Below are 20,535 nucleotides of genomic sequence, written 5' to 3' on the forward strand. Positions count from 1 at the left end.
CCGGGAAAGAAACTAACGTATCCGCATGATTTATATAACAAAAAATAAGAAATTCATTTAACCTCAAAAAAGAGTAGTTTTTTTGAGCAAAAACGACAGAATAAATGTTTGCCGTTTCTGCAAAAAAGAGTTATCCCTTAACTTAATCTTTGTTACAAAATGACCAGCGCTGTCATAAAGTTAGCTGGATCAACGGAAACATCGTCTTATTTATTTTCAGCATAAGGCCCTGTGGTGTTGTGCTTTTTGGGATCCAGTAATGAAAGTGACCATTCATGACGTAGCTGCAAAAGCAGGTGTGTCGATCAAAACAGTGTCGCGGGTGATGAATAACGAACCCTCGGTCAAACAAGCGACGATCGATAAAGTGAATCAGGCGATGCAGGAGCTGCATTATCAGCCAAACGCCGCTGCCCGGAACCTGGCCAGTACCAAGTCCTATAGCATTGGCTATATTTACGACAATCCGAATGCTTATTATGTCATTGATATGCAGAGAGGTTTGTTGGATGCCTGCCGCAAGCATGGTTATGAGCTACTGATCCACCCAACCAACGCTAAATCGTCCGGTATAGTGCAGGAAGTGATCGACTTGGTGCAGCATTCCCGACTGGCGGGTTTAGTGCTTACGCCGCCTTTTTCAGAAATGCCAGAAATAGCCGAGGCACTGAGCAGCATTAATGTTGATTTTGTTCGGATTATTTCGGGCTCAACCCCTTCACCTAAACAAACGAATTGTGTGCTGGTGGATGACTTTACAGCCGCTTTTAAAATCACCAATCACTTGCTGGAACTGGGTCATAGCCAGATCGCCTTTTTATGTGGCGATGAGGAACATAGTTCCAGTGGTGAACGTTTAGCAGGTTTTAAAGCCGCACTGACCAAAAGAGGCATAGAAACGAATTCGAAATTTATCGTACCAGGTAGCTATTCGTTTGAATCCGGCGTCAAAGGTGCGACTCAGTTACTGGCTTTGCCGAACAAACCAACCGCTATTTTTGCCTGTAATGATGAGATTGCGGCAGGGGCTTTATTTAGCGCCCGCCTGCAACATATTGAAATACCACAGCAACTTTCTATTGTAGGTTTTGAAAACAGTCCGTTTTCACGCCAAACCTGGCCACCGCTGACCACCGCACATCAACCCAACAGCACCATAGCGCAAAGTGCAGCCGAGTTACTGTTTAAACACACCAGACCCGGTGGTCAAAGCCATACTGAGGATCAACCTGTGTTTATCCCTGAATTACTGGTACGGGAATCGACAGCGCCGGTGGGGTCAGAGTCTTGACTCTGCCCCACGCATCATTGAGCTGAGTTGAATGGCTTAAGGTGCAACCTGCTGCAGCAATAAACCCGAGATATAGCCGCCATAAGTGCCCAGCGCATAACCTAACACCGCCAGTAATACACCCACAGGGGCTAAAGCCGGATGGAAAGCGGCGGCGACCACAGGAGCAGAGGCTGCGCCCCCGACATTCGCCTGGCTTCCGACAGCCATATAGAACATCGGCGCTTTGATCAGACGGGCGACAAAAATCAGTAAGCCGGCATGGAAACTCATCCAAATCACACCGACCACAAACATCACCGGATAATCCAGAATAGCGGTCACGTCCATATGCATACCAATGGTCGCTACCAGAATATAAATAAATACTGAACCTAACTTTGACGCGCCTACAGCTTCCAGATTACGGGCTTTGGTCGCAGACAAGACTAAACCCAGCGTGGTGGCAATCAACACCAGCCAGAAGAACGTACTGGTTAAGCTATACATCGCCAGCTCTGGCGCATTCAGCTCAATCCATGGCGCAATCATATCGGCCAACAAATGCGAAATACCAGTCACACCAAAAGCAACCGCAATGAGTGTCATCAGATTCGTCAAACTTGGGTTACGTGAGTTTTCCGCCTGATATTTCTCTATTTTTTGCTTTAAGGCTTCGATACCGCTGGTATCAGCTTTATTGGTCCGATCAAAACGCTCGGAATTATTGGCTATCCACAACAATACCGCCATCCAGATGTTGGCGACTATCACATCGACGGTAATCATCACCGAGAAAATTGGCCCGCCTACTTCGAACACTTCTTTCATCGCCGCCTGATTAGCACCACCGCCAATCCAACTACCCGCTATAGTAGCCATACCACGCCAAATGGCGTTTTCGCCCTCGCCTCCAACGGCTTCAGGGGCAAAACTACCGACAAAAGCCAAAGCCAAAGGCCCCCCCAGAATAATCCCTACTGTACCGGTCAGAAACATAATCAGCGCTTTAGGTCCCAAACCCAAAATCGCTTTAAAATCAACACTGATAGTTAATAATACTAAGCTGGCTGGCAACAGATAACGCGATGCCACTTTATAGAGCTCAGATTTGTCGCCATCGATGATACCGAAACTGTTAAATAACGACGGGATGAAATAACACAGCAGTAAAGCTGGTACATATTTATAAAAGCCCTGGCAGTATTTGTTGCTGCTGTGGCTGGTATGAAATACCACCCCTAAAATGACAGCCAATAATCCCAGTACCACCGCATCATTGGTGATCAGCGCAGTAGATTGTTCCATATATTGTCCTCGGTTCTCCCCCGCAGGCGCTCACCTGCAAGGTGGGTATAGTTCTGCGGCCGTTTTACTAAATGGCTATTATTTTCAGCTTTAACGCTATTTATTTGTGATAACAGATAAAAACATCAGTTATCTATGCCATTGTGCGGACAGAACTTTATAGTTATTTTTTACGTGCAGCTTAAATCTACCACAGCTAGCGGGCCAGACAAAACAAAGTTTCCCGCCAGGCTAGAGTTCGACGGAAACTAACGACGAAATACCTTTGCAGACAAAAACCTTCAGCTATAGCACTAAAGTACCGTTGTGGTTGAGCACCTGAACACCTAACCTGCCTGATATAAAATTTTGTCAGCACAGGCAGTTGAAACATGAATGTACTCATAACAGGTGGCACAGGTGGTATTGGTTTTGCGGTGGCTGAACATTTCGGTCGTTTGGGTCATCATGTGATTTTGGCCGATATCAACAGCAGTCAGTTGGAGCTGCGCCAGCATGAACTTGAAGCTGCAGGTTATCGGGCCAGTCGCATACGGCTGGATTTAACAGAGCAAAGCTCCATCGAGGCCTGCGCTTTGGCGTATCAAGTCGATATTCTGATCAATAATGCCGGAGTGCAGCATGTGGCCAGGCTGGAGGATTTTCCCGAGCAAAAATGGCAACAATTGCTACAAGTGATGCTGACGGGCCCTGCTATGTTGACCAAAGCTGTGTTACCCCGAATGCAACAGCAGGGTTTTGGCCGGGTCATTAATATTGGTTCTATTCATGCACTGGTGGCCTCGCCTTTTAAATCCGCTTATGTCGCCGCCAAACATGGCTTGCTGGGCTTTAGCAAAGTAGTGGCGTTAGAAAATGCCAACTTTGACTTCACCATCAACACCATTTGTCCTGCTTATGTCCGCACCCCGCTGGTTGATCAGCAAATTGCAGCACAAAGTAAAGAACACAACCTGACCGAGCAACAAGTGATAGAGCAGATCATGCTGGCGCCTATGCCACAAAAAGCTTTTATTGGAGTGGATGAAATTGCCAGTACAGCCGCTTTTTTGTGTGAACCCGCAGCCCGACATATCACGGCTCAGACCTTAGTACTGGACGGCGGCTGGACAGCGCGCTAAATGGTGCGGTTTCAACAGCTTACTGGACAGCCAGTCCAGCATCAGGGCAGAATAAAATCATTCTGTGACCAGTGATATGATTATGACCTTACCCGCCAGCAACATTGGTCTTGGCACCATTGCCGCTTTGTCCTTGCTGTATTTACTGGTGCTGTCAGGTGTGGGTGCTGTCGGCCGCAGACTACAACGCCGCCACCCGATATCGCCCTGGATTTTCAGCTTTGCTTTGTCGATTTATTGCACCTCATGGGCCTTTTATGGCGTTACAGCTCAGGCAGCGGTTCATGGCTGGTGGATCCCTCCCACTTACATTGGCTCATTAATTTTATTCTGGTTTGCGTTTGGTTTAATAGGCCGTATTGCCATCGCCTGTCGTCGTTACCGTATTACCTCAGTCGCCGACTTTATTGCTACCCGTTATGGCCATTCCCGTTTATTGGCCATTCTCACCACCGCCATAGTGCTGATTGCCATTATTCCTTATATCTCCTTGCAACTCCAAGCCATCAGCACCAGCATTCAGGCCTTAGTGGTGATGCAGGACAACAGTCCCTGGTATCAGGATACCGGGCTTTATGTCACGCTGTGGCTGGCGGTGTTCGCTTTGCTGTTTTCCGGGCGCAGTGCCAAAGCGCATCAACCCAATCCCGGCCTGATGGCTGCTATAGCTTTTGAATCACTGGTGAAATTACTGGCGCTGCTGAGTATTGGTGTCTTTGTCTGCTGGGGCATGTTTGATGGCATGGCTGATATTTTCAGCAAAGCGGCTGAACACCCGTCCGTACAGCAAATTCAGCAACAAGGCCAGCCTGCTTATGTGTATTGGGTGCATGTGCTGTTGGGGTTTATTGCAACCTTATGTTTACCCCGCCAATTTCATGTCAGCTTTGTGGAGAATCAGCAACTGAGCCATTTGCATCAGGCCCGCTGGATCTTCCCTGGTTATCTGCTGCTGATGAGTGTATTCACCCTGCCTTTGGCTTTGGCTGGCATTATGATGCTGGGACCACAGGTCAATGTCGATTTAGTGGTGTTGCAACTGCCTTTGGCCGCCAACCGCACCGACATAGCGTTATTGGCCTATTTAGGCGGATTTTCTGCCGCCACCAGCATGGTCATAGTCGCCACTGTAGTGCTGGGAATAATGATCACCAACGATTTACTAACCCCGCTGATTTACCGTAAGCAAAACACTTACCAACAGGGCCAACAAAAAATTAAAGTGGTGACCTTAAGACGCTGGTCCATGCTGGCCGTGTTGTTTTGTGGTTACCTGTATTACCGCTGGATAGGCACCAGCACAGGTCTGGCTCAGCTAGGTTTAATGGCTTTTGCTTTAATAGCCCAATTAGCACCGGCGTTAATTTTAGGGTTATTCAGCCAGCGCATTAACCGCCAAGGCGCCATAGCCGCGTTGTGCAGTGGTCTAGTTATTTGGGCTTATATTTTATTGCTGCCGGAACTGGCCAGAGCTGGTTTTATCGGCGGTGCCTGGTTAACAGATGGGCCTTTAGGTATCCAATGGCTGGCACCGACTCAGTTATTTGGTGGCCAGATCGATTCAGTCAGTTTAGGTGTGGTATTAAGTCTAACGGTCAATACCGCCATGTTGCTTCTGATCAGTCATTTCAGTCAAACCCGCTTAGGCGAATGGCTGGAAAGTTACCGCTTTTTACGCCGCCCCAGCCAGCCCAGCTCCAACAGCCAAAATCCAGTCCTTAGTGTGCAGGACGGTTATTTACTGGTGCGGCGTTTTGCCGGTGAAAAAGAAGCGAAAAAACTGCTGCAACGTTACAGCAAAACCGGACTGGAGATGGAACAATGGGCCAATCCGCAGTTTATGCAGGCGGTGGAACGCAGTCTGGCGGCTGTAGTAGGTGGTGCATCCATGCGGCTGTTATTGCAAGCCTCAGGTAAACATGCCCAATTGCCAATCGAATCTGTCGCCCGTTTTGTCGACGAAGCCAGTCAGGTGTTTCAGTTTAATCAGGCCTTGTTACACGCCACCATCGACAATATCAGTATGGGTATCAGTGTGGTGGATGCAGATTTACGGCTCATCGCCTGGAATCAGCGTTATCTTGAGCTTTTTGCTTATCCAGCGGGTTTAGTCGAAGTAGGACGGCCCGTAGAAGAGCTTATTCGTTATAACCTGCAACGGGGTTTGGCGGGTCAGGCTTTGTCTGAACAGGAAATTACCCAGGAAGTGCAAAAACGGCTGAATTATTTACGTCAGGGCAGTAGCTATAAATTTCAGCGCCAGCAACAGGATGGCCGTATTTTTGAAATGTTGGGGAACCCCTTGCCCGGCGGTGGTTTTGTCACCACCTACAGCGATGTCAGCTCTTTTATTGAAGTGCAACGCGAGTTAGAGCAAAGCAACAGCACGCTGGAACAACGGGTGAAAAGCCGCACTGCCGAGCTGGAGCAACTGAACCAACAACTGCAACACACCAAACAACAACTTGAGGCCACCACAGCAGCCAAAACCCGCTTTTTTGCCGCTGCCAGTCATGATTTGATGCAGCCCTTTAATGCCGCAGCGCTGTTTTGTGGCCTGATCCGCCAGCAAAGCCAGCAGGATGAAGTGAAGCAACTGGCACAAAACTTAACCCATTCGCTCAATTCCGCCGAAGAACTATTGGCCGCTATACTGGAGCTGACCAAACTGGATGCCGGTGTGGTTAAAGCCCAGCCTGAAGCTTTTGCACTCTGTGAGTTATTGGATCAAAGTGCCCGCGAAGCGGCAGTATTGGCCCAAAGTAAAGGCTTAAGCTTTAGCTATATACCTACCCGCCTTGGTACTTTCAGTGACGCCAAGCTGTTAAAACGGGTGGTGCAGAATTTATTGGCCAACGCACTGCGTTACACCCCAAGCGGTAAAATTTTGCTGGGGGTAAAACGTCAGGCGCAGTTTCTGCATATTTGTGTCTGCGACACCGGCATAGGTATCAGCCAAGCTGAGCAGAAAAAAATCTTTGATGAATTCCAGCAAGGCAGTCAGGCCGACCAAAAAGGTCTGGGCATAGGGCTTGCGATCAGCCAACGGATTTGCAGCTTATTAGGCCATCAAATCCGTTTGAGTTCAGAGCCAGGCAAAGGCAGTTGCTTTTCTGTTCAGGTACCACTGCTGCGGGTTAGCCAAAGAGTCACACCAGAACTGAAGTCCAGCCATCCCAGTCGTTTTGCCGGACAACGTATTTTGCTGATGGATAACGAAGCTGTGTTGCTGCAGGCGGTGTCGCAATTGCTGCAAAGCTGGCACTGTGACGTAATGGCCGTCAGTTCGCCCAGTCAAGCTTTAGCTGCTGTGCAACAAGGCTTTAAACCTGATTTGCTGCTGTTTGATTACCATCTGGATCAGGGTGCAACAGGAGTGGAAGTGGCTGTGCAACTGGCCCAGCATTTTGGCATCAGTGCGCCAGTGGTGATCAACTCAGCCGACCAAAGTGCGGATATCCGCCAGCATGCCATGAATGCAGGTTTTCACTTTATGCTCAAACCCTTGAAAGAGGTGTCGTTAAAGCGGCTACTGCAACGTCTGCTGAATTGATTCAGACCGCGAACTGCTGCTGTAAAAATTGGATCACCACCTTTAACCCCGCTTTCATATGATGGCGGTTTGGATACACCAGATGCAACGGCAGGGGTTCAGGCATATAGTCCTGCATCACCTCCACCAGACTGCCATTTTGCAGCTCTTTTTCCACCTGATAACGGGTCACAAACAACAACCCCATATCCGCCAGAGCGGCATGTTTAAGCGCTCTGTTGCTGTTGCATAACACCCGGCCAGAGGTCAGTACTTCAATACTTTGATCCATATAACGGAAAAACCAGGTGCGATCGGCAATGGACGATCCTGAACTTAAACATTGATGCTGGCATAAATCAGCCGGGCTTTGCGGAGTGCCAAACTCGTTCAGGTAGCCAGGCGAAGCCACCAAGGTAATAGGTAAACCGGGTAAGGCCCTTGCAATCAGGCTGGAATTGGCTAAACGACCAAAACGTATGCCTAAATCCATTTTCTCTGCGATCAGATCGATGACCTTGTCGTTTAAATCCAGCTCGACGCTTAACTTCGGGTATTGTTTCAACAACTGTGGCAGCAAAGGCGCTATTCGCAAGGTACCAAAGGTGACAGGCACACTGATACGGATTAAACCCGAAGGTTCATCCCGCAATTCGGACAAGTGATGCTCAGCTTTGTCGGCTTGTGCCACCACCTGCTGACAGTAGTCAAAAAAGGCCTCCCCTTCTGAGGTTAAACTCAACTGACGGGTGGAGCGTTGCAACAAACGTACATTTAAATGCTGTTCTAACCGGCTAATAGCTTTACTGACTGCACCTTTGGACATATCCAGCGCCACAGCGGCCTGAGTAAAACTGCGGCTTTCTACTACTTTGGCAAATGTGGCCATATCACTTAAACGTTGGAGCAACGACATCCCTGCACCTTTTTTTATCATGGTTTCGCTGTTGATTTTAACCGGATTTTTTCGTCCTGACTGTTTCTTTTAGGAAACTATCTGTCTTTGTTAATCGGGCTAATCAAGCTATTCAAACCTCTCTACACTGCTCATTATTCACACAGCAGGAGAACGAGACGATGTTCAGACGCAATGCGATGTTCACACAAAGTTTAATTCAGGTCTTCAAAGCTTTGGCTGAGTTTCATGGTTATGTGCCACCGGCTGCTGCTGCGCAGGCAGAACCCGATCAAGCAACCACTGCCTGCCAGACAAAACAGGCTGTAGTTTCAGTTCCAAAGCAAGCAGTCACCGTCAGTTGCTGCTAATGACCAGTTCCTAGCGAAAAGGCGTTGCCGCCTCTTTTGCCCACCCAAAGCGGTGGGCTTTTTTATTGGCAGGAGTTGCGGTACACCGAAAATGCAGCAGCATATTTTCAGTGACACACAATATGGCTGAGACTATTGCCGAACCACTGTTAAAACACAAAAACTGCACCATACTTTGTACCTGTTATTAGCAACGACAGGGAGCGCATCATGCTGTATCAGGTCAAAGCCGGAGATAGCTTAAGTAGCATAGCCGCCAGATATTATGGCGATCGCAGCAAAGCCAGTTGGATAGCCAGTCAGAATCATCTGGCTAATCCCAATCTGCTCTATCCGGGCCAACAGTTACAATTGCCAGATTTACCCACCACAAGCTCCATTTCACTGGTCAGCCCGGCTTTGTTATCCGCCTTATGCCCCAGTTTAAGCAGCGACGCGATAACCAACTTCTGCCATGCGCTGGATCTGGATTTACCTAAAGCCCAAATTACGCCGCCTTTGTGTGTCGCGCACTTTATGGCACAAACCGCCCATGAAAGCGCAGGCTATGCACAGCTTCGCGAAAACCTGAATTACAGTGCCTCAGCCCTGAGCTCTTTATTTGCGAAGTATTTTGTCGGGGTGGATGTGAACAGCTACGCCCGTCAGCCGGAGAAAATCGCCAACCGTATTTATGCCAACAGAATGGGCAATGGTGATGAGCAAAGTGGTGACGGCTGGGCCTACAGAGGCCGCGGTATTATTCAGTTAACAGGCAAAGCCAACTATCAGGCTTTCAGTCAGGGCTGGGGGGTGGATGTAGTCAGCCAGCCGGATTTAGTCGCGACAGATCCGGTGTTGGCGGTGGCATCAGGTTGCTGGTATTGGCAAAAGCGCAATATTAATGCAGCCGCAGAAGCGGATGATTTAACCAAAGTCACCCAACTGATTAACGGCGGCACCAATGGCATTGACGACAGAGCACATTTGCTTGGTATAGCTAAACAACAGATGAACCTGAACTAACCCCAACCATAGTAAGGGCAGGGTTTATTCCTGCCCGTCAGACATATCAGTTCAAAGCAAAGTACGGCGGGGAATTAAAATTCATCAGGCAGCTTTAGCTTCTCAAACAGAATACCGGCTAGCGTGCGGTTATTCACATTCAGTTTGCGCAATATAGCCGACACATGCTGTTTGATGGTGGTTTCCTGCACCTCCATTTCAAAGGCAATTTGTTTATTCAGTAAACCATCGGCAATCATTTTCAACACCCGAAACTGCTGGGGAGTGAGTTGCTCCAGCCGGCGGGCAAAATCCTGATCAATTAAGTCTCTGGCTTTTTCCACTTCGTTGACCAGTTCAGCCGGTACCCAGGTCTGCCCTGCGACCACTTGCGCTACAGCTTCAGATAATAAATCCAGCGGCGCAGATTTTGGAATATAGGCCGAAGCGCCCAGTTGCAGCGCTTGTTTAATCACCGCCGGATCTTCAATGGCCGACACCATCAAAATCGCGATATCAGGGTATTCAGTGCGCAACGAAGTTAAACCAGCAAAACCTTCGGCATCCGGCAGTTTTAAATCCAGAAATATAAGTTCGGTATCCGGGTGTTGCAGCAACAAAGCCCAGAGCTGCGCCATACTATTGGCTTGCAGCAATACCGCATCAGTACCAAGAATTTGTTGGGAAGCTTGTGCCAGAGCGACACGGAATAACGGATGGTCATCAGCAATAATTGCAATCATAACAGCGCAGTATCAACTTTATAAAACCTCTTTTCACCATACTGAACCGGGGCTTTCGCCCCGGCAAGTGTTTTTTAGCTTTCGTACTTGAAGCCGCCGCTTTGTTGACTACGTGCTCTCGCCCCAGTCACATAGGACAACTATGCTCCTGGGGTCTCCATCACTTGTCGCCTCACTGCAACTCCAATTACTTTGGCTACTCCGTTTATATCTAAAGCTGCAGATACGGGCAGGAATAAACCCCGCCGCTACAAGATCAACAGCTTAGAAACGATACCCCAAAGTTAAACTATAAGTTCTCGGGTCACCGTAGTAGGCGGTAATGGTTTGCTCCCCAGCCAGCAGCGGGAAGTTATAACCGGCGATACGGCTTTCTTTATCCCCTATATTGCGTACCTGAGCCGATAAGTCCCAGTGGCCATCGTTGGAGTACCAGGTAGCACCAGCGTTAAACAGCGTATAACCACCAAAGTCCAGCACGGACGGCACTTCAAAAATCTGCGTGTCCGCACGGTACGAGCCCATAACGTTATACACAATTTCACCTATGCTGGCACTTTGGGTATATTTCAGACCTAAAGTACCGGTCCACTCCGGTGTATTGGCAAAAGACCAGAGATCCGACACATCGACATTGGTCTGAGACGCCGCGTCAAAAAACACCACTTCGTTAAACTTGGCATCTGTGTAACCCAAAATACCTGTCAGTTCTAAGTTGTTGGTCAAAGCTGAAATCATCTCCACTTCAAAACCACGGATATCAGCACTGGCGGCGTTTAACACCTGAGACGCCACTGTATTGTTGACCGCCCGCTGTACAGTCACCTGCATATCGTCGTAGCTGGAGGTGAAAGCTGCCGCATTTAAGCGTAAAGTGCGGTCATTCCACTCACTTTTAAAACCCACTTCAAAGGTATCTACTGTCTCTTCCTGATACGGATCGCCTGCATTTGGGTTAATCGACTGGTTACCGCGCATATCAAAACCGCCGGATTTAAAGCCATCGGTATAAGAGCCGTACCACATAAAGTTGTCGTTGCTTTGGTATTCAAAACCTAGCCGGGGTGAAAAATGGCTGAAACTCTCGCTGCCTGTAAAATCAGACTGCACTGCAATAGGAGTGCCTTCATCCCGCGGTCTTTTATAACCTAAATAAACAAAACGATAGACTTCGGCGTCTTTATCATCTTTGGTGTAACGGCCACCCAAGGTAAAAGACAGCTTGTCTGTGTATTGATAACTGCCCTGGGCATAAGCGGCTATGCTGTCGGTATCCACACAACCACCGTTTTCAGTGGTCACGCCTAAACCCTGCACCAGCACAGTACCAAAAGCACCACAGGCTTCGCCTTTGAAATAATACAGGCCAGAGGCCATGGTCAGTTTGTCGCCGTTAAATAGCAACTGCAGTTCCTGTGAGCTTTGCTCGTCTTCATAAAAGGCCGGAACGTCCAGCGACGGTAATTCTGTTGCATCAAAGTCGATATTGGTGTCGGTGACGCCTTCACGTTTGGCCGTAATAGATTTAAAGGTCCAGTCGCTGTTGATATCCCAGGCAATAGTCAGCGACTGACCTTCAGTCACTACGGAGTTATCCGCAGGCATGCTGGTATTGGAATCAAACACGTTTTCTGGTGGCGCATCCCCTGTGACTAAACTTGGGGTTAAACGATGGCCACCTTTGGAGTTTGAATCATCTTCGGTGCGGTCAGCGGCAAAACTAAAACGCAGGCTGTCCGTTGCCTGATACTGCAGGCTGACCCGGCCGGTCATAATATCTTTATCGTAGTTTTCTGCACCTGTATTGAGGTAAGTACCAAAACCATCCCGGTTCAAAGTGGCTAAGGCAGCACCAAAAAACAGCTTGTCTGTTAATGCCGTCTGTCCGGCAATTTTAAAGTCTTTTTGGCCATAGTTACCGACAGTGCCACGTAAACTCAGTTCATTGTCGCCACTTAACGGCTTAGTGATGTATTTCACTGCGCCGCCTATGGTATTGCGACCATATAAAGTGCCCTGAGGGCCGCGCAACACTTCAATACGCTCGACGTCGTACACATCCATAGCAGCGCCTTGCGGACGGGCCATGTAAACATCATCAATATAAATACCGACACCGGGTTCAAAACCCCACAATGGATCCTGCTGACCAATACCACGGATATAAGCCGTTAAGGTGCTGTTGGTACCACGGGACACTTGTAAGGTAGTGTTAGGTGAATACGCTTGCACTGCAGTTAAGTTTTCAATACCGCGCTGCGCCAAAGCTTCTGCACCTATAGAGGTGACAGCAACAGGCACCTGCTGCAGGTTTTCAGCGGTTTTACGGGCTGTGACCTGAATCACTTCCAGCGCAGTTTCTTCTTGTTCTGCTGTTTGTGCTGCAGCATCTTCGCTGGCCTGCTCGGCCAGTACCGGGTTGAGTAAAGCGGCCCCTATCAGCGCTGCTAATAAAGTGGGTTGGAATACAGTCTTCGTCTTGTTATTGTTATGGGCCATCTGGCTTCTCCTGCTAACTTGTCCAGTACCACTCTAGGCTGTCCTGTCGAAATGTTAAGCTGTACCTTAGTACTATACACCGCACAAACTACAGGTAAGCGCATGAAAATAAAAGAATAAACAAACATATCAGTGATAGGACTGTACCTTAGTACTATGGTTTGCCGCCCGGCTTTACACCAGACTGAAAAAAAACACACAAGGTTGTTTCTATGCTGAGTTTATTTGGTCTGTTAGCGGGGTTGGTGTTACTGATAGTGCTGACGATGCGCGGGGTAAACCTGTTTATTCTGGCGCCGCTGTGCGCTTTATTTGTGGCTTTATTTAATGGTATTCCGTTTTGGCTGGCCGATAACCCGGCTAATTTTGTCCAGGGTTATATGTCGGGTTTTGCCGGTTTTGTCTCCAACTGGTTTTTAATGTTTTTATTAGGCGCTCTGTTTGGCAAGCTGATGGAACATACAGGCGCTGCCGACGCTGTGGCGCTTGCCATAGTCAAACGTCTGGGCAAACAACGCGCTGTATTGGCGGTAGTGTTGGCCTGCGCTGTGCTGACTTATGGTGGCGTCAGCATTTTTGTCGTGGCTTTTTCCGCTTACCCTATGGCGGTGAGTTTATTTAAAGACGCCAACCTGCCCCGGCGTTTTATTCCAGCCGCTTTAGGTTTAGGTTCTGTCACTTTTACTATGACGTCCGCGGGCTCACCAGAAATTCAAAACTGGATCCCTATTCAATACCTCGGCACCAGCCCTTATGCGGGCTGGGAAGTCAGCATCATAGTCGCGATTTTTATGGCGGTGGTTGGCTACTGCTGGCTGATGAAGATGATTAAAAACGCCATGGCCAAAGGCGAAAAGTTCGAAGGCCGTGACGCGGATCCAGTGGTAGGCGACAAAGCCCTGCCGCATCCAATCATGGGTATTTTGCCTTTGCTGGTGGTATTGCTGTTGTCGTATTTATTACATGACTCGATGCAACAGGCGGCCTTAATAGTGGCGCTGACGGGTGGTGTCAGCACTTTGTATTTACTCAATCGTCAGTTTTTAACCTCATTGGGCCAAACGCTCGATCAGGGCGCTACCGGCGCATTAATTGCCATCGGCAATACCGCTGCTGTGGTCGGTTTTGGCTCTGTGGCTAAGTTAACTCCAGCTTTTGCCGCTGTGGTTGAGACCATGACCCATTTACCGGGCTCTGAGCTGATAGGCGCTGCGGTGGCGGTCAGCGTGATAGCGGGTTTAACAGGATCAGCCTCGGGTGGTCAGGCCATAGCGCTGCCTGAGATAGCTCCGGTGTATTTAGAACGTGGCGTGGATGCAGAGCAGTTACACCGGGTCGTTGCTATCTCATCCGGTGCTTTAGACTCGTTGCCGCATAATGGCTATGTGGTTACAACCATCCGTGCTATCTGTGGTGAAAGCCATCAGAACGCCTACTGGCCTGTGGCTGCGGTGACAGTGGTAGTGCCGACTTTAGGCGTGATCTTGGCTATCTTACTGTTTCAATGGCTTTAGGTAAAAGAGTGTTATGAAAACGATATGGCTTGGTTTTATGCTGCTGCTGAGCAGCTTACTATCTGCAACAGAACTGCCTTTAGTTCAAAAGCAGCAACTGGAACTGGCGCAGTTTACTACTCAAAGTGGCGCAGTGTTAAAGCAGGTCAAAGTCGGCTGGGAAGCTTATGGTAGCCTCAATGCCGACAAATCCAATGCGATTTTAATCACCCATTATTTTTCCGGCACTTCGCATGCGGCAGGTAAATACCGCTCTACAGACGCAGCAGCAGGTTACTGGGACAGCATTATTGGCCCGGGCAAAGCAATAGACACCAACCAATTTTATGTGCTGAGTGTCGACAGCTTAGCCAATTTAAATGCCTTTTCGCCTGATGTGATCACCACTGGCCCTGCCAGTCTCAATCCGGACACCGGCAAACCCTACGGCTTAAGTTTTCCTGTGGTGACGATCCGCGATTTTGTTGAAGTACAAAAAGCCCTGCTGGATCAACTCGGCATCAAAAAACTTTATGCCGTGATAGGCCCGTCGATGGGTTCCTTTCAGGCCATTGAATGGGCGGTAAGTTATCCGGAAAAAGTCGAGCGCTTAATGCCCGTGATAGGCACAGCTTATATCGACAGTTTTAGTGCAGTGCGTTTAGAGCGTTGGGCTCAGCCAATCAAACAAGACCCGGCCTGGAATAAAGGCGCTTATCCGCTGACTCAGCAACCACAAGGCTTAACCCGGGCTTTAGCTTATGTGATACAGGATGCGTTGCATCCGGATTTATTTAATCAAAGCTACCCGGCGCCTGCGTTGGACAAGGCTATTCATCAGGCTATTCAGGCCGAACTACCAGCCTGGAGCCAACTGATGATCGCAGCAAAACAGCGCTCTGCCCAGATGGATGCCAATTCATTGCTGTATTTAGTCCGCGCCTCACAGTTATGGCGCGCTGGTATGGGCGACAACTGGCAACAACAGCTTAAAAGCGTGAAAGCCAAAACTTTGTGGTTACCTGCCACAGGGGATTTATTGCTAACACCGGCTATGGCCAAACACAGTAAAGCGCAGATGCCGGATGCTTTGTACGAGGAGATTTCCGGTCAGGCCGGGCATCTAGACGGGCTTTTGAATATTCAAAGCAAAGCAGAACAAATCCGGCAGTTTTTAGCTCAGTAAATGCTTCCATCCCTGGTTCTTTCCACTCTGTAGAGGTTGCCGTCCTCTGGTTCAGCTAAAGCTTGTGCTTTAGCTGTTTTTTTGCTGGTTGCGCCGACACTCTTGCTGCGTAACTGAACATTCGCTCAACTTTGGATGGCAGAGTTATTTGTTGCTGAAGAGGGAAAAACAATCTAATTTAGAGGCTTAGGATGACTGGGCTGGTTGATAACAGGAAAAGTGTGCTGGCGCAATATGCAAATATTAGCATTTCAGGATGGTAGGTGTTCATTTGAGAGTTCGTGATGCAAAGCCTGAAGATGCTTTAAGATTGTCTGAATTGTATAACCAGTTGGTCAATAACCCTGCGGTAAATGTGGAGCCAGAACAAATACAGGCTATTTACAACGATTCGCGCTCAAAATTATTTGTTTGTGACTACCAAGCTAATGTTGTCGGGAGCGCGCTAGTTTCATTGTGTCCTGATGTTATGTTTAGTAATCAGCCGTTTGCTGTAGTAGAAAACGTTATTGTTGACATTGCTGCTCGCGGGGTGGGTGTTGGTACTGCCCTATTCAAGGCGATAGAAACTTTTTGTGTCAGTACAAACTGCTCTAAGATCATGCTTCTTAGTTCATCACAGCGGTTAGATTCGCACGTATTTTTTGAAAAGCAGGGGTTCAAAGGGGAAGTTAAACGCGGCTTTGTTAAATATCGTTCAGCATTCATCAGTGCAGATTAATATGCTAACAAGCGCCTTAAACAAGGCGGCCTGCGGCCGCTGGACTAGCAACAAGTTGCTCACCGTTTAGGCGGGCGTTAGTTTCAACCACTAAACAAGGTTTTATTATGGATTTAATGTCTGGTTTTATTGGTGCAATTCTCGGTGCAATCGTGGCGGGGTATTGCTCTATTAAGGCAACGCAAATAGCTAATAAACACCAAAGAGAGCAGTCCCTAGAAAACGAAAAAAAGTTGTTGGCTGGCCTGCTACAATCGATCCATGACGAAATTGAAACCGTATATGAACGCTATCAGGAAACGATGGGAGCTAGACTAGAATCTTTGTCTGAAAACAATCCGTTAGTTTGGTACTACCCTTTAGTTAGTGACTTTTTTACTATTTATAATAGCAATGGGTTTTTAATAGGAAAAATTCCAAGCAATGATCTTAGAAAACAAATTATTAAAACCTGTACCCTTTCAAAAGGAATGGTTGACTCATATCGCATGAACAATGACTTGGTTGGTAAATTTGAATACGCGCACAAGCTGTTTGAAGAAACAGGTTTGCAAGTTCATCAAAATCAAACAAATGCACATTTCGCTGCTTTGGTTGAATATGCAAAGACTCTTAAAGAAAGCCACAAAATTCTGAAAATTGAAGTCGCAAGTTTGCTTCGAGAACTGCGCAAAAATGGTGTGTTAAACGAGCTAAAAAACTAACAAATCGCTCAAGCACCGCGCACTTCGTGCGCTGACAGTTTATAAGTCGCGCTTTTGTGAATTTGCTACACAAATTATGTCACAAAATCACAACTCACAAACTGTCGGTTAACTAGGCGTTATCATTCAAAGAGGCACCAGTGTCACAGTTAGATTTCTACGCTAATAGTTCAGATATTATCGATGTCATTGACTATATGTTTGAACTGTCTCCTATGAAGTTATTTGAAGCATACTCCCTTAAAGATCAAGAAATTAGAGAGTTTAAATCCAGTAAGGATATTCTGGAGTCCTCCCACATTGAAGATAATCATGGTGGTATTTTTGTTCGAGGTTGGTGGGAAGCTGTAACGTCTAAACCATATATTGAAAGATTCGCTTTGAATCCTACTGTCGGTAAATTTCGGGAATCTTTGGAAGGGGTCGGTACTTTTCAAATCCTCCAAGGTCGACCACATGATTTGGCCGCTAATGCTTTGAACTTAAGTCGGTTTACTCATTGGAATGAGAAAGGTGCTTTTCAAAGAGCGAATTTCTCAGATACTGATATCGAAGAAGTTAATTGGGCTAAATATCGAAGCCTCTCCAATAAACTTCTTCGGCAGATTAGAAATCAGATGTGCAAAGCAAAATTATTTAAACGTCCAATTTTAAAAGGTGCGTACTTAGATTTAGTCAATGGCGGAAACCTATTTGGGCAGCCTGGAGTTTATTCTATAGGTTCAGTTGAAATTGAATCATAACAGCCGCGTCATTTGCAGCCTTCGGCTACAGTGACACTCACAAGCTCGCGCGCATGCGCGGGACGTTATAACAAGTCATAGAGAGAACAATGGAAATACCATCATCAGAAACCGCACCATGGAATTTAGCTGAAGGCGACAATAATGGATTACCAAGAATCATTCGATATCGTCCAGATTTAGAACCTTTCATTGGTATTGAAAGTCATCCTCAAAGGCTTGTTATAATTTGGGAATATGATACAGAGAACTCTAGTGGAATGCCCTCAGATAAACAAAGTGATGAAATGAAGGCTTTTGAAGATGTATTGGCTTCGGCATTAGATCCAAATAGGTTGGCTGTTCTGGCTTTCATACTTACGTCGAATGGCAGCAGAGAATGGCATTATTATGTGAGCGACATCGAAGAAGTTGGGCAAAAAATTAATAATGCACTTTCTGGTTTCCCTAAGCTGCCAATTCATTTACAAGTTGAATCAGACCCGGAGTGGGAGCAAATTAGTATTGTCTATAGCATTTGCAGCTAAAGCTATAACAAGGCAAAGCAGCCTCTGTTTGCGGCGTTATAGCGCTAAATGGAGCCCAGATGTTAGGGAATAAAAGAAAGTACAAAATTACGTCATTTATACTTTTAGTTTTAGGCTCGGCCATATTTCTTAATACGGTAGTAGAAATTTTCGAGTCTGATGGATTTAGCCTTTTTGAGTTTATGAAGGATGCTGCGGGCGCACTTGGATGTATTTCAATCGGCCTTGCCGCGAAAAAATTATTCTTACCTATGTCTGAGGCTTTTCAAAAAGTAGGTGTCAGTAAGAGGCATCAAATATCAGACAAACTAATTATTAGTGCTGGTGTGTTAGCCATAACTGGTTTAATCGGTTCAGTCGCGCTATAGCCAGCAAATATCATCGCCAGCCAAAAGCGCTGGATATGACGTCAACCAGCTGCGCGGCTTTACGCGCTAAATTTGGGCGTTATACGATTCTGGAGATATCAGTTTTTTGAACACTATTCAATTAGCTCGGTATGTTATTGGACTGGCGTGGATTTACCACGGGTTGTTTCCTAAGTTATTACAAATTGCACCACTAGAGCAGGCAATGACGGGTAGCCTGGGCTTTTCCGAAGATAGTACCTATTTCTTGATAAAAAGCGCTGGCGTTGGTGAAGTCTTATTTGGGTTAGTTTTTATTCTGTTTTATCGGATTAAGTTCGTTCAAATTATTAATCTTGTGGGTTTAATTGGGTTGTTGGTTTTCGCTTCAGTCATGACCCCTTATATTTTATTGGAAGCATTTAATCCGGTTACAACCAACATTCCTCTGATTTTGCTGGGGTATATTTTGTTGAAGCAAACAGGATCTGTCAGTGCAAAAAACGTATAACAAGAGCCTTCAAAAACGCGCGCTTTGGACGCTCGACTCGCTATGCTCGAAGAGGAATTCGATATGAGATGGTTATTTTGGACTTTATTATTACTATCTTTTCTCTTCATCAATGAGACAACAGTTAATTGGCTATTGGCTGTGATTGTCTGCGGGTACGGTCCTCAATCTGGCTTTGAACGTGCCACTCAATATTTCACACTAGATAGTTTTTTGTTTTCAGCTTCCTTCAGAATAATTCCTTATATAGTGCTTTCTGCTGTAGCTCTTTTTTCAAGTCTTAAAAATTCTGCTATCGGAAAAATCGCACTTTACAGCTCACTTGCCACTATATCCATTTTCCATTTTTGGGGTTACTGGGGTATGCAGCATTCGCTTTTTACGCCTGAACACACTTCATCTACTTCTGCATTGGCTATTATCTTTATCCCAATTCATGCCATTTGGCTTAGTGCAGTGACTGGCACATTAGGTTATGGCTTAGCCAAAGTTACTAGGTTGGTTTTAAATCGTGCATAACAATCAATTAACGGAACTCAGGCGTAAGGTCTAATCACCCCCATATCTGTATACTTGATACTAAAACCCTGCTTATCAGGAACTTATTACAGATGCCCTTCTCCACAAAAACCAAAGACAACGCAATGCTGGCAATTATTGCTTCTGTGGCAATGTTGGTATCCGCTTGTTCAATTTATCAGAGGAAAGAGATGGTACGTAAAGCTAACCCTGCGATGTATTTTGAGATCCCTGTCACCGACATGAAGCGGGCCGTTGCGTTTTACCAGCAAGTCTTCGGTTTTGATTTTCAATTCGAAGAGATCCATGGCAATCAGATGGCGTTTATACCTTTTGAGCTCGATGGCACCGGTATCAGCGGTGCATTGGCGAAGGGGGAGATCTACCAACCATCCCTCAGTGGAACTCTGATCTATTTACATGCCGAAAACATCGACAACACTCTGCATCAGGTCCAATTAGCTGGAGCAAAAGTACTTTTCCCTAAAACCAGGGCTGGCGGCTACTCTTATGTTGCTGAAATTGAAGACAGCGAACGCAACCGAATTGGGCTGATGGAGCCATTACCATAAGTCTCAGGCGAACGAAGCCTGACAAATAACTGCAGGTGGTCTGAAATGGCAACCTGCCCTAAGCTGTTAAAACAGCCTGTTGCCGCAGCCCGGAGTCGCTCTGGTCCTTTCGCCTGAACAAGAGCTTTTTGCTGTTTCTTATCGGGTTTCCGCTTTTATTTTTGTTAAAGCATTAAAACTCAATCAGTAAATTATTCAGAAAAAACCAGGCACTCAAACTTTCCCGGCTTATTTTCCTGAATTCGCCAAAAGCATTCCCCCGACTTTATTTATAAGCTACTGATCCAGTTTGCCTGTACCACGTACAACTGTATCAACACCTTTACGGCACCGGGCCTTTGCTCAGTATCCAACAGCTAATCCCACCGAGGTACATTATGACTCTGGTTCGAAAACTTATTTTTGCTTTTGCCGCTATTGTGGCGCTGGTTGCATTGTCTACTGTGATCACTCTCAATCAACTGAATAAAATGCAGCAGGCTGTTGCGC

General features: G+C 46.9%; 19 protein-coding genes. 15 read left to right on the plus strand and 4 right to left on the minus strand.

Translation table 11 applies throughout. The features are described 5' to 3' along the window. Positions 1–259 precede the first annotated feature (259 nt). Complete coding sequence (locus SD53_RS11905) at positions 260–1,291, plus strand: LacI family DNA-binding transcriptional regulator (protein ID WP_046520459.1); 1,032 nt, start codon at positions 260–262, stop codon at positions 1,289–1,291. A gap of 36 nt (positions 1,292–1,327) precedes the next feature. Here the strand turns inward: SD53_RS11905 and SD53_RS11910 are convergent, their stop codons facing one another. After that, a complete protein-coding gene (locus tag SD53_RS11910) occupies positions 1,328–2,578 on the minus strand; it encodes a DUF819 family protein (protein WP_046520460.1) in 1,251 nt (416 codons plus the stop codon). A gap of 371 nt (positions 2,579–2,949) precedes the next feature. On the opposite strand from SD53_RS11910, the gene SD53_RS11915 reads away from it, so the two are divergent. Next, the gene (locus SD53_RS11915) at positions 2,950–3,699 is read left to right on the plus strand and encodes a 3-hydroxybutyrate dehydrogenase (protein WP_046520461.1); all 750 of its coding nucleotides are present in this window, start codon (positions 2,950–2,952) and stop codon (positions 3,697–3,699) included. Between the two features lie 64 nt (positions 3,700–3,763). Next, a complete protein-coding gene (locus SD53_RS11920) occupies positions 3,764–7,252 on the plus strand; it encodes a PAS domain-containing hybrid sensor histidine kinase/response regulator (protein ID WP_241481791.1) in 3,489 nt (1,162 codons plus the stop codon). A 1-nt stretch (position 7,253) separates the two neighbouring features. On the opposite strand, the gene SD53_RS11925 is transcribed toward SD53_RS11920, so the two are convergent. Beyond that, positions 7,254–8,147 carry a LysR family transcriptional regulator gene (locus SD53_RS11925; RefSeq protein WP_162198671.1) on the minus strand — a complete coding sequence of 298 codons (894 nt, stop codon included), beginning with the start codon at positions 8,145–8,147 and terminating at the stop codon, positions 7,254–7,256. Between the two features lie 161 nt (positions 8,148–8,308). On the opposite strand from SD53_RS11925, the gene SD53_RS11930 reads away from it, so the two are divergent. After that, the gene (locus SD53_RS11930; RefSeq protein WP_046520462.1) at positions 8,309–8,497 is read left to right on the plus strand and encodes a hypothetical protein; all 189 of its coding nucleotides are present in this window, start codon (positions 8,309–8,311) and stop codon (positions 8,495–8,497) included. Between the two features lie 210 nt (positions 8,498–8,707). Further along, a complete protein-coding gene (locus tag SD53_RS11935) occupies positions 8,708–9,502 on the plus strand; it encodes a glycoside hydrolase family 19 protein (protein ID WP_082101857.1) in 795 nt (264 codons plus the stop codon). 74 nt (positions 9,503–9,576) lie between these two features. Here SD53_RS11935 and SD53_RS11940 read toward each other — a convergent pair whose 3' ends face one another. Next, positions 9,577–10,224 (minus strand): response regulator, encoded by a 648-nt coding sequence (locus SD53_RS11940; RefSeq protein ID WP_046520463.1) that lies wholly within the window; start codon positions 10,222–10,224, stop codon positions 9,577–9,579. 264 nt (positions 10,225–10,488) lie between these two features. Beyond that, on the minus strand, positions 10,489–12,723 hold the full coding sequence (locus SD53_RS11945) for a TonB-dependent receptor (protein WP_046520464.1): 2,235 nt from the start codon (positions 12,721–12,723) through the stop codon (positions 10,489–10,491). A 212-nt stretch (positions 12,724–12,935) separates the two neighbouring features. On the opposite strand from SD53_RS11945, the gene SD53_RS11950 reads away from it, so the two are divergent. From SD53_RS11950 to SD53_RS11995, 10 genes are all read left to right on the plus strand, one after another. After that, positions 12,936–14,237 (plus strand): GntP family permease, encoded by a 1,302-nt coding sequence (locus SD53_RS11950; protein WP_046520465.1) that lies wholly within the window; start codon positions 12,936–12,938, stop codon positions 14,235–14,237. Between the two features lie 13 nt (positions 14,238–14,250). Then, on the plus strand, positions 14,251–15,402 hold the full coding sequence (locus tag SD53_RS11955; RefSeq protein ID WP_046520466.1) for an E22 family MetX-like putative esterase: 1,152 nt from the start codon (positions 14,251–14,253) through the stop codon (positions 15,400–15,402). Between the two features lie 256 nt (positions 15,403–15,658). After that, a complete protein-coding gene (locus SD53_RS11960) occupies positions 15,659–16,123 on the plus strand; it encodes a GNAT family N-acetyltransferase (protein WP_046520467.1) in 465 nt (154 codons plus the stop codon). 107 nt (positions 16,124–16,230) lie between these two features. After that, positions 16,231–16,827 carry a hypothetical protein gene (locus SD53_RS11965; protein ID WP_046520468.1) on the plus strand — a complete coding sequence of 199 codons (597 nt, stop codon included), beginning with the start codon at positions 16,231–16,233 and terminating at the stop codon, positions 16,825–16,827. A gap of 140 nt (positions 16,828–16,967) precedes the next feature. Next, positions 16,968–17,570: a hypothetical protein gene (locus SD53_RS11970; RefSeq protein ID WP_046520469.1), complete on the plus strand. Its 603-nt coding sequence runs from the start codon at positions 16,968–16,970 to the stop codon at positions 17,568–17,570. An 89-nt stretch (positions 17,571–17,659) separates the two neighbouring features. After that, positions 17,660–18,097 (plus strand): DUF695 domain-containing protein, encoded by a 438-nt coding sequence (locus tag SD53_RS11975; RefSeq protein WP_046520470.1) that lies wholly within the window; start codon positions 17,660–17,662, stop codon positions 18,095–18,097. Between the two features lie 59 nt (positions 18,098–18,156). Beyond that, complete coding sequence (locus tag SD53_RS11980) at positions 18,157–18,465, plus strand: hypothetical protein (RefSeq protein WP_046520471.1); 309 nt, start codon at positions 18,157–18,159, stop codon at positions 18,463–18,465. A 106-nt stretch (positions 18,466–18,571) separates the two neighbouring features. Further along, the gene (locus SD53_RS11985) at positions 18,572–18,955 is read left to right on the plus strand and encodes a DoxX-like family protein (RefSeq protein ID WP_046520472.1); all 384 of its coding nucleotides are present in this window, start codon (positions 18,572–18,574) and stop codon (positions 18,953–18,955) included. Between the two features lie 63 nt (positions 18,956–19,018). Then, positions 19,019–19,474 carry a hypothetical protein gene (locus tag SD53_RS11990; RefSeq protein ID WP_125060845.1) on the plus strand — a complete coding sequence of 152 codons (456 nt, stop codon included), beginning with the start codon at positions 19,019–19,021 and terminating at the stop codon, positions 19,472–19,474. Between the two features lie 92 nt (positions 19,475–19,566). After that, positions 19,567–20,046: a VOC family protein gene (locus SD53_RS11995; RefSeq protein WP_206539913.1), complete on the plus strand. Its 480-nt coding sequence runs from the start codon at positions 19,567–19,569 to the stop codon at positions 20,044–20,046. Positions 20,047–20,535: the final 489 nt, after the last annotated feature.

Origin of the sequence: Rheinheimera mesophila (assembly GCF_000986865.1) — a bacterium.
GTDB classification, from domain to species: domain Bacteria; phylum Pseudomonadota; class Gammaproteobacteria; order Enterobacterales; family Alteromonadaceae; genus Pararheinheimera; species Pararheinheimera mesophila.